At 68.4% G+C, this 9373-nt stretch carries 9 protein-coding genes and 1 pseudogene; 1 reads left to right on the top strand and 9 read right to left on the bottom strand.

Translation table 11 applies throughout. The annotated features are described in order from the left end of the window. The 9 genes and pseudogenes from DPV74_RS35585 to DPV74_RS35545 all read right to left on the bottom strand — a co-directional run. Positions 1–986, bottom strand: a pseudogene (locus DPV74_RS35585) (two-component system sensor histidine kinase KdbD); the annotation flags it as partial. Between the two features lie 148 nt (positions 987–1134). Continuing rightward, positions 1135–1716 (bottom strand): potassium-transporting ATPase subunit KdpC, encoded by a 582-nt coding sequence (gene kdpC / locus DPV74_RS35580; protein ID WP_027786842.1) that lies wholly within the window; start codon positions 1714–1716, stop codon positions 1135–1137. Positions 1717–1741: 25 nt separating this feature from the next. Further along, positions 1742–3826: a potassium-transporting ATPase subunit KdpB gene (gene kdpB, locus DPV74_RS35575; RefSeq protein WP_059697945.1), complete on the bottom strand. Its 2085-nt coding sequence runs from the start codon at positions 3824–3826 to the stop codon at positions 1742–1744. A 46-nt stretch (positions 3827–3872) separates the two neighbouring features. Beyond that, entirely contained in the window at positions 3873–5678 is a 1806-nt protein-coding gene (gene kdpA, locus DPV74_RS35570; protein WP_027786840.1) for a potassium-transporting ATPase subunit KdpA, read from the bottom strand. Beyond that, positions 5675–5767 (bottom strand): K(+)-transporting ATPase subunit F, encoded by a 93-nt coding sequence (gene kdpF / locus DPV74_RS35565; RefSeq protein WP_006752209.1) that lies wholly within the window; start codon positions 5765–5767, stop codon positions 5675–5677. The genes kdpA and kdpF overlap by 4 nt, the downstream gene beginning before the upstream one ends. Continuing rightward, a complete protein-coding gene (locus DPV74_RS35560; RefSeq protein ID WP_255221841.1) occupies positions 5764–5886 on the bottom strand; it encodes a hypothetical protein in 123 nt (40 codons plus the stop codon). The genes kdpF and DPV74_RS35560 overlap by 4 nt, the downstream gene beginning before the upstream one ends. A 190-nt stretch (positions 5887–6076) precedes the next feature. Beyond that, positions 6077–7051 carry a quinone oxidoreductase gene (locus DPV74_RS35555; protein WP_059688483.1) on the bottom strand — a complete coding sequence of 325 codons (975 nt, stop codon included), beginning with the start codon at positions 7049–7051 and terminating at the stop codon, positions 6077–6079. A gap of 193 nt (positions 7052–7244) precedes the next feature. Then, positions 7245–7637: a methylglyoxal synthase gene (locus tag DPV74_RS35550; protein ID WP_059697949.1), complete on the bottom strand. Its 393-nt coding sequence runs from the start codon at positions 7635–7637 to the stop codon at positions 7245–7247. Between the two features lie 55 nt (positions 7638–7692). Next, on the bottom strand, positions 7693–8472 hold the full coding sequence (locus tag DPV74_RS35545; protein WP_027786835.1) for an SDR family oxidoreductase: 780 nt from the start codon (positions 8470–8472) through the stop codon (positions 7693–7695). A gap of 231 nt (positions 8473–8703) precedes the next feature. On the opposite strand from DPV74_RS35545, the gene upp reads away from it, so the two are divergent. After that, positions 8704–9354 (top strand): uracil phosphoribosyltransferase, encoded by a 651-nt coding sequence (gene upp / locus DPV74_RS35540; protein ID WP_011352740.1) that lies wholly within the window; start codon positions 8704–8706, stop codon positions 9352–9354. Positions 9355–9373: the final 19 nt, after the last annotated feature.

Here is a 9373-nt window from a genome sequence, read left to right as displayed (position 1 = left end):
ATCAGCGCGGCGACCGCGTCGGCGCCGGCGAGCGTGGCCGTCTCCGCGCCGAGTTCGGCGGCGAGCTTCAGCGCGTCGAGCGTACGCTGCCGCCGCGCGTCGGGCAGCCGCTGCAGCCGCGGCGTCTCCACATAGACGGCGATCCAGTCGGCCTTCAGGCTCGCGGCGAGCCGCGCGGCCGCGCGCACGAGCGTCGGCGCCTCGGGGCCCGGCCCGACGCATACGAGCAGCCGTTCGCGCGCCTGCCAGATGCGCTGGATCGAGCGGTCGGCGCGGTATTCGCGCATCTGCGCGTCGACGCGATCGGCCGTGCGCCGCAACGCCAGTTCGCGCAGCGCGATCAGGTTGCCCTTGCGGAAGAAGTTGCGCACCGCGCGCTCGGCCTGCTGCGCGAGATAGACCTTGCCGTCGCGCATCCGCTCGAGCAGTTCCTCGGCCGGCAGATCGACGAGCGTGACTTCGTCGGCCGCGTCGAATACGCGGTCGGGCACCGTCTCCCACACGCGGATGCCGGTGATCGCGCCGACCACGTCGTTCAGGCTTTCGAGGTGCTGGACGTTGACGGTCGTATAGACGTCGATGCCCGCGTCGAGCAGTTCGTACACATCCTGCCAGCGCTTCATGTGCCGTGCGCCCTGCACGTTCGAATGCGCGAGCTCGTCGACGAGGATCAGTTGCGGCTGGCGCGCGAGTGCGCCGTCGAGATCGAATTCGGCGAGCGTGCGGCCGCGATAGTCGATGCGCGCGAGCGGCAGCACGTCGAGACCGTCGAGCAGTGCGGCGGTTTCGCTGCGCCCGTGGGTCTCGACGATGCCGACGACGACGTCGACGCCTTCCTGCAGGCGCTGGCGCGCGGCCTGCAGCATCGCGTAGGTCTTGCCGACACCGGCCGATGCGCCGAAGAAGATCTTGAGCTGGCCGCGCCGCTGCTTTTCTTCGTCACGTTGCAGCTTGTCGAGGAGTTGGTCTGGATCGGGACGATTCATGCGTCAGAAAGGCGGAGCGCCCGGATGCGCGCGAGTACGAGCATTGTTGTTCCAAATCGCCGCAAAAGGCAAAGACGGCGCAAGCGCCGTCGGGAAAAGGCGCGCCCGGCGCGGGCTGACCGCGCCGGGCGCCGGTTGCCGGACGCGCTCAGTGCGCGGCTTGCGCCGCGTCGAGCGCGAGGTTCAGCTTCAGCACGTTCACGCGCGCCTCGCCGAGCACGCCGAACTGGCGGCCCGTCGTGTTCGCGGCGACGAGCTGCGCGACCGCGTCGGGCGTCAGGTTGCGCGCCTTCGCGACGCGCTCGACCTGGTACGCGGCGGCGGCCGGCGTGATCTCCGGATCGAGGCCGCTCGCCGACGCCGTCACGAGGTCGACCGGCACGGGCTTCGACATGTCGGTGCCCGCATCGCGCAGCGCGGCGATGCGCCCCTTCACCTGGTCGGCGAGCGACGGGTTCAGCGGGCCGAGGTTCGAGCCGCCGGAGCCGGTCGCGTTGTACGGCATCGGCGCCGTGGCCGACAGCCGGCCCCAGAAGTACTTCGGCGCATCGAACGGCTGGCCGATCAGCGCGGAGCCGACCGGCTTGCCGTCCTTCTCGATCAGGCTGCCGTTCGCCTGCGACGGGAACACGGCCTGGCCGAACACGGTCATCACGGCCGGGTAAGCCAGGCCCGTCACGGCGGTCAGGACGACGAAGAGCACGACGAGCGGGCGAATCAACGTTTTCATGATGTTTCCTTCAATGGCGGCCGGTTCAGGCCCAGCCGAGTGCAGCGAGCGTCATGTCGATCAGCTTGATGAACGGGAACGGCAGCAGCACGCCGCCGAGGCCGTACACCAGCAGATTGCGGCGCAGGAGCGACGCGGCGCCGAGCGGCCGGTACGTGACGCCCTTCAGCGCGAGCGGGATCAGCGCGACGATGATCAGCGCGTTGAAGATCACCGCCGACAGGATCGCGGAGGCCGGCGACGTCAGGTGCATGATGTCGAGCACGCGCAGTTGCGGGTACGTGGTCACGAACGCGGCCGGGATGATCGCGAAGTACTTCGCGATGTCGTTCGCGATCGAGAACGTCGTCAGCGAGCCGCGCGTCATCAGCATCTGCTTGCCGATCTCGACGATCTCGATCAGCTTCGTCGGGTTCGAGTCGAGGTCGACCATGTTGCCCGCTTCCTTCGCGGCCTGCGTACCGGTGTTCATCGCCACGGCGACGTCGGCCTGCGCGAGCGCCGGCGCATCGTTGGTGCCGTCGCCCGTCATCGCGACGAGCCGGCCGGCCGCCTGATGCTCGCGGATCGTCGCGAGCTTGGTTTCCGGCGTCGCTTCCGCGAGGAAATCGTCGACGCCCGCTTCCGCCGCGATCGCCGCGGCCGTCAGTCGGTTGTCGCCCGTCACCATCACGGTCTTGATCCCCATCTTGCGCAGCTCCGCGAAGCGCTCCTTGATGCCGCCCTTCACGATGTCCTTCAGCTCGATCACGCCGAGCACGCGCGCCGCACCGTCATGCAGGTCGGCCACGACGAGCGGCGTGCTGCCGCGACGCGCGACTTCGTCGACCGCGCGGCGCACTTCTTCCGGGAAGCGGCTGCCGTGCGTCTCGACGTATTGGCGGATCGCATCGGCCGCGCCCTTGCGGATCTCGCGGCCGGGGAGGTCGACGCCGGACATCCGCGTCTGCGCCGAGAAGCCGATGAACGTCGCGTGCAGCTGCGCCATGTCGCGCTGGCGAATGTTGAAACGTTCCTTGGCCAGTACCACGATGCTGCGGCCTTCCGGCGTTTCGTCGGCGAGCGACGACAGCTGCGCGGCATCGGCCAGCGCTTCCTCGGTCACGCCCGGCGCCGGCACGAACGTCGATGCCTGACGGTTGCCCAGCGTGATCGTGCCGGTCTTGTCGAGCAGCAGCACGTCGACGTCGCCGGCCGCTTCCACCGCACGGCCCGACGTCGCGATCACGTTCGCCTGCATCATCCGGCTCATCCCGGCCACACCGATCGCGGAAAGCAGCCCGCCGATCGTCGTCGGGATCAGGCACACGAGCAGCGCGACGAGCGCGGTGATCGTCACGACGTGGCCGGCCTTCATCGCCTCGACCGAGAACATCGAGAACGGCAGCAGCGTCGCCGTTGCCAGCAGCATCACGATCGTCAGCGCGACGAGCAGGATCGTCAGCGCGATTTCGTTCGGCGTCTTCTTGCGCTTCGCGCCTTCGACCATCGCGATCATCCGGTCGAGGAACGCCTCGCCGGGGTTCGCGGTGACCTTGACGACGATCCAGTCGGACAGCACGCGCGTGCCGCCCGTCACCGACGAGAAGTCGCCGCCCGATTCGCGGATCACCGGCGCGGATTCGCCGGTGATCGCCGATTCGTCGACCGACGCGACACCGTCGACCACCTCGCCGTCGGCCGGGATCACGTCGCCGGCCTCGACCAGCACGACGTCGCCACGGCGCAGCTCGGTCGCGGTCGTGATGCGGATCGGCGACTTCGGATGCGGCTCGTTGAGCTTCTTCGCCATCACGTCCTTCTTCGCACTGCGCAGCGACGCGGCCTGCGCCTTCGAGCGCCCTTCGGCGAGCGCCTCGGCGAAGTTCGCGAACAGCACGGTGAACCACAGCCACAGCGCGATCGCGAGGATGAAGCCCGCGGGCGCCTCGGCCTGGCCGGAAAGCGCCGCGATCCACAGGATCGTGGTCAGGATGCTGCCGACGTACACGCAGAACATCACCGGGTTGCGGAACTGCGTGCGCGGCGTGAGTTTCTTGAACGAGTCCACGATCGCCGGGCGCAGCAGCGCCGGATCGAACATGGACCGTGTTGCGGAATGTTGAGTCATTGCGATCTCTTCAATCTCTCGAGTCTTTTCAACGTGTCGCCGCGCGTCATGCGCCCAGCCACATCATCAGGTGCTCGACGCCCGGGCCGAGCGCGAGCGCCGGCACGTAGGTCAGCGCGCCCACCAGCAGCACCGTGCCGAGCAGCAGCACGACGAACAGCGGACCGTGCGTCGGCAGCGTGCCGCTCGTCACCGCGATGCGCTTCTTCGCGGCCAGCGAGCCGGCGATCGCCAGCACCGGCACGATCGTGCCGAAGCGGCCGAACCACATCGCGATCGCGGTCATCCAGTTGTAGAACGGCGTGCCGACCGTCAGGCCCGCGAACGCGCTGCCGTTGTTGTTCGCGGCCGAGCTGAACGCGTACAGGATTTCCGAGAAGCCGTGCGGGCCGGGATTCGAGATGCCGGCCTTGCCCGCATCGGCGAGCACGGCGATCGACGTGCCGACCAGTACGAGCAGCGGCGTGAGCAGCACGACGATCGACACCATCTTCATCTCGTACGCTTCGATCTTCTTGCCGACGTATTCCGGCGTGCGGCCGATCATCAGGCCGGCGACGAACACCGCGAGCAGCGCGAACACGAGCATCCCGTAGAGACCCGAGCCGACCCCGCCGTAGATCACCTCGCCGAGCTGCATCAGCAGCATCGGCACGAGGCCGCCGAGCGGCGTCAGCGAATCGTGCATCGTGTCGACCGCGCCGCACGACGCGGCCGTCGTCGCGACCGTGAAGATGCCGGTCTGCGCGATCCCGAAGCGCGTTTCCTTGCCTTCCATGTTGCCGCCCGGCTGCAGCGCGCCCGTCGACTGGTCGACGTGAAGCGCGGCGAGCGTCGGGTTGCCGCCCTGCTCGGCGCTCACCTCGACGCCGATCGCGAGCACGAACGCGACGGTCATCGCCGCGAGCACCGCGATGCCCTGCCGGCGGTCGCCGATCATCCGGCCGAACACGAGACACAGAGCGGCCGGGATGATCAGGATCGAGAAGATCTGCAGGAAGTTCGCGAACGGCGTCGGGTTCTCGTACGGGTGCGCGGAGTTCGCGTTGAAGAAGCCGCCGCCGTTGGTGCCGAGCATCTTGATCGCTTCCTGCGACGCGACCGGGCCCATCGCGAGCGTCTGCTTCGTGAGCGGGGTCGGCACCGTGACCGCGTTACCCTTGTCGTCCTTCACCGGATTGCCCTGCGCGTCGAGCTTCGGCGCCGCATAGGTGCTCGCCTGCAGCACCGGCACGTCCTGGTACGCCTTCATGTTCTGGATCACGCCCTGGCTCATCAGCAGCGCGGCGACGATCATCGACATCGGCACGAGCACGTACATCGTCACGCGCGTGAGGTCGACCCAGAAGTTGCCGATCGTCTGCGCGGTATGACGCGCGAAGCCGCGGATCAGCGCGATCACGACGACGATGCCGGTTGCCGCCGACAGGAAGTTCTGCACGGTCAGGCCGAGCATCTGCGTCAGGTAGCTGACGGTCTGCTCGGGTGTGTAGTCCTGCCAGTTCGTGTTGGTGACGAAGCTGACGGCCGTGTTGAACGCGCCGTCGACCGTCATCGCGCCGAATTGCTGCGGGTTGCCGGGCAGGAAGCCCTGCAGGCGCAGCAGGCCGTAGAGGAACAGCGCGCCGAGCGCGTTGAACGCGATCGTCGCGATCGCGTACTGCTTCCAGTTCATCTCGCTGCCGGCGTCGACGCCGGCAATGCGGTACAGCGCGCGCTCGAGCGGCCCGAACACGCGCACGACGCGCGAACTGCCGTCCATCACGGCGGACAGGTAGCGCGCGACCGGCACGGCCGCCGCCAGCAGCACGACGACGAAGAGCAGCGTCTGAAACAGGTTGTTCGCGTTCATTCGATGTCCTCCGCGCGCAGCAGCGCAAAGACGAGATACGCGAACAGCAGTGCCGTCGAGGCGCCCGCCAGCCAGAGCATCCAGGTCATGCTCGCCCCCCGCGACCGTATTGCACGAGCTTGTCGCAACCGGCAACCAAACCGAGGATCAGCGTGGTGAAGAGCACCAGTGCGCCGATGAAAACCCCATCCATTTTTCTGTTCTCCATCGTCGAAATCAGACGACTAGAACCTTATGGGAACGCACGTAAAGGACGGGTCAAAGGTATCGGGGCGGGTATAAAAAACGTGTAAACGCGGGCGGCGGAACGGCGGGCGGAACGATGGGCAGGACGGGCGACACGCCGGTGCCGCCCGCCGGGAGGGCGTGCCGACATGATGCCGGCACGCAGGGATGTATCAGGGAACGAGGATCGTCGAGCCGGTGGTCTTGCGCGACTCGAGGTCGGCATGCGCGCGGCCGACTTCCGCGAGCGGATAGCGCTGGTTGATGCTGGTTTTCACCTTGCCCGACAGGATCACGTCGAACAGCTCGGCGGCCGCGGATTCAAGATCGGCGCGCTTCGCGATGTACGAGAACAGCGTCGGCCGCGTGAAGAACAGCGAGCCGCGCGACGAGAACTCCTTCGAATCGATCGCCGGCAGCGGGCCCGACGCGTTGCCGAAGCTGACGAAGTAGCCGAGCGGCGCGAGGCAGTCGAGCGAGCCGATGTAGGTGTCCTTGCCGATCGAGTCGTAGACGACGGGCACGCCCGCGCCGTTCGTGATCTCCTTCACGCGCTGTGTGAAGTTCTCGCGCGTGTAGACGATCGGGTGATCGCAGCCGTGCGCCTTCGCGAGCGCGGCTTTCTCGTCGGAGCCGACCGTGCCGATCACGGTCGCGCCGAGCGCCTTCGCCCATTGGCACACCAGCAGGCCGACGCCGCCGGCCGCCGCATGGATCAGGATCGTGTCGCCGGCCTTCACCGGGTACGTGCGGCGCAGCAGGTAGTGCGCGGTCAGGCCCTGCAGCATCACCGACGCCGCGTCGTCGTAGCTGATGCCGTCCGGCAGCTTCACAAGCCGCTCGGCCGGCATCACGCGCTCCTGCGCATACGCGCCCGGCGGCTGCCCGACGTACGCGACGCGGTCGCCCGCCTTGAGCGCGGTCACGCCTTCGCCGACGGCCGTCACCTCGCCCGCCGCCTCCATCCCGAGACCGCCGGGCAGCGGCTGCGGATAAAGGCCGGTGCGGAAATACACGTCGATGTAGTTGAGCCCGACCGCGTGCTGCCGAATGCGGACTTCACCCGCCTTCGGCTCGCCGACCTCGACATCGACCCACTTCATCACGTCCGGGCCGCCCGGCTGGTCGTATCGGATTGCTTTCGGCATCGTTTCGCTCCTTGTCTGTCTGTCGGTCAGGGAAATGGTCGGATCGCCGACGCACGGCGCCGACCGATGCAGGCAACAGCCGGCGGCAGGCGCGTCGCGACGCACGATTCTCGCCCGGCACCGCCGTCCGTGCATGGCCCTGCCCGCAACAGGGGCAATCGGGCCACGCTGCGGGCCAGGGCCTGCGCTGGCCCTAGCAGCGGTCCTGCATGTTCCGCGCCAGATCGTCGAGCAGCATCCGCGCCGTCGCGACGTTGGTCGCGACCGGCACGTCGTGCACGTCGCACGCGCGCACGAGCGCGGTGATGTCGGGATCGTGCGGCTGTGCGGTCATCGGGTCGCGCAGGAACACGACGATGTCCACGCGGCCGTCCGCCAGTTCCGCGCCGATCTGCAGGTCGCCGCCGAGCGGCCCCGACAGCTTGCGCTCGACCTCCAGCCCGTGCGCGTCCGCGATGCGGCCGCCCGTCGTGCCGGTCGCGACCAGCCGGCATTGCGCGAGCGTCGCGCGGTATTCGCCCGCGAGCGCGACGATCTCGTCCTTCTTCGCGTCGTGCGCAATCAAGGCGATGCGGGTTTTGCTCATCTCCGGTTCCTTCGTCGTTCGGTTGTTGTCGTGATCGTGATTCGGGACACGCGCGTCAGAACGTGCCCGGATACGCGCCGCCGTCGAGCAGCCAGTTCTGCCCGGTGATGTAGCCGGCATGCACGCTGCACAGGAACGCGCACGCCGCGCCGAACTCTGCGCGCGTGCCGAGGCGGCCGGCCGGGATCTCCTTCGTGCGCCGCGCGCGCATCTCGTCGACCGTCACGCCCTGCGCCTTCGCCGACGCGGTGAGCGTGGTCGCGATCCGGTCGGTGTCGAACAGGCCCGGCAGCAGGTTGTTGATCGTCACGCCCTGCCCCGCGACCTTGCGCGACAGCCCCGCGACGAAGCCGGTCAGCCCCGAGCGCGCGCCGTTCGACAGCGCGAGCACGTCGATCGGCGCCTTCACGGCCGAACTGGTGATGTTGACGATCCGGCCGAAGCGGCGCGCGATCATCCCGTCGAGGGTCGCGCGGATCAGCTCGATCGGCGTCAGCATGTTCGATTCGAGCGCACGGATCCAGTCGTCGTGCGAGAAGTCGCGGAAATCGCCGGGCGGCGGGCCGCCCGCATTCGTCACGAGAATGTCCGGCTGCGGGCACGCGGCGAGCGCGGCGGCGCGCCCGTCCGGCGTCGTGATGTCGCAGGCGACCGCGGTCACCGACACGTTCGCGCCGGCGCGGATCTCCTCCGCGGTTTCCTCCAGCGTGTCGCGCGTGCGCGCGACGATCACGAGGTTCACGCCCTCCGCGGCCAGCGCTTCCGCGCAGCCGCGACCGAGCCCCTTGCTTGCCGCACACACGAGCGCGGTCTTTCCTTCGATGCCGAGATCCATCGTCGATTCCTTGGTGGCGACACGCGCCGGCGCGGCCCCGGCCGCTTCGGCGCCCGGGTCACGGGCGGGCTAGGCAGGCGAACGGGCGGGCGCAGGCGCGCGGATTGTCGTGAGACGTCGATATTATCCGGATCATGCGGCGCGCCTTGGTAAAATTGCGGACATAAGCGCGCGGCCGGCTTGCGCCCGCCCCCGCCCCCGATCCTCTTTTGCCGCCAAGGCACCCCCGTCATGAAACAGGACAGCCGTTTCCCGAATCTCTTCATCACCGATCACCCGCTGATCCAGCACAAGCTCACGCACATGCGCGACAAGGACACGTCCACCCGCACGTTCCGCGAGCTGCTGCGCGAAATCACGCTGCTGATGGGTTACGAGATCACCCGCAACCTGCCGATTACCACCAAGCGGGTCGAAACCCCGCTCGTCGAGGTCGACGCGCCGGTGATCGCGGGCAAGAAACTGGCGATCGTGCCGGTGCTGCGCGCGGGCATCGGGATGTCGGACGGCCTGCTCGACCTGGTGCCCTCCGCGCGCGTCGGCCATATCGGCGTGTACCGCGCCGACGACCATCGCCCGGTCGAATACCTGGTGCGCCTGCCGGATCTGGAAGACCGCATCTTCATCCTGTGCGACCCGATGGTCGCGACCGGCTACTCGGCCGTGCACGCGGTCGACGTGCTGAAACGCCGCAACGTGCCGGCCGCGAACATCATGTTCGTCGCGCTGGTGGCCGCGCCCGAAGGCGTGCAGGTGTTCCAGGACGCGCACCCCGACGTGAAGCTGTTCGTCGCGTCGCTCGATTCGCACCTGAACGAGCACGCGTACATCGTGCCGGGCCTGGGCGACGCGGGCGACCGCCTGTTCGGCACCAAGAACTGAGCCCCGGCACGGCCGCGCG

The organism is Burkholderia sp. HAN2018 (assembly GCF_024704855.1).
Classification (GTDB): domain Bacteria; phylum Pseudomonadota; class Gammaproteobacteria; order Burkholderiales; family Burkholderiaceae; genus Burkholderia; species Burkholderia cepacia.
Note: the sequence above shows the minus strand (reverse complement) of the source record. Positions and strands in the feature narration are given on the sequence as shown.